The sequence below is a fragment of the Acinetobacter calcoaceticus genome (genome assembly GCF_051947995.1).
Classification (GTDB): Bacteria; Pseudomonadota; Gammaproteobacteria; order Pseudomonadales; family Moraxellaceae; genus Acinetobacter.
The window spans coordinates 1-330 of sequence record NZ_JBLVVH010000028.1; the positions used below are offsets into that span (position 1 = coordinate 1).

General features: G+C 65.2%; 1 pseudogene. It reads left to right on the forward strand.

From position 1 onward, the window contains the following. A pseudogene (locus ACNQO6_RS18410) lies at positions 1-220 on the forward strand (lipoyl synthase); the annotation flags it as partial. Positions 221-330 lie beyond the last annotated feature (110 nt).

The following is a 330-nucleotide window of genomic DNA, read 5'->3' on the forward strand; positions in this document are numbered from 1 at the left end:
GCAGCGGATGCGCGAGCACGACATCGACATGCTGACCCTCGGCCAGTACCTGCAGCCGTCGCGCAACCACCTGCCGGTGCAGCGCTTCGTGCATCCGGACACCTTCGCCTGGTTCGCCGAGGAAGGCGAGAAGATGGGCTTCAAGAACGTCGCGTCCGGTCCGCTGGTGCGTTCGTCCTACCATGCCGACCAGCAGGCGCACGGCAACAAGATCGGCTGATCTACGCCGCGCCAATGCCTTCCGACGCCGCGTCCCTGCACAGGGACGCGGCGTTTTTCATTGGGCAGCCACGAAGCCTCTTCGGACGTAGGACGAACAACCGCTTGCGG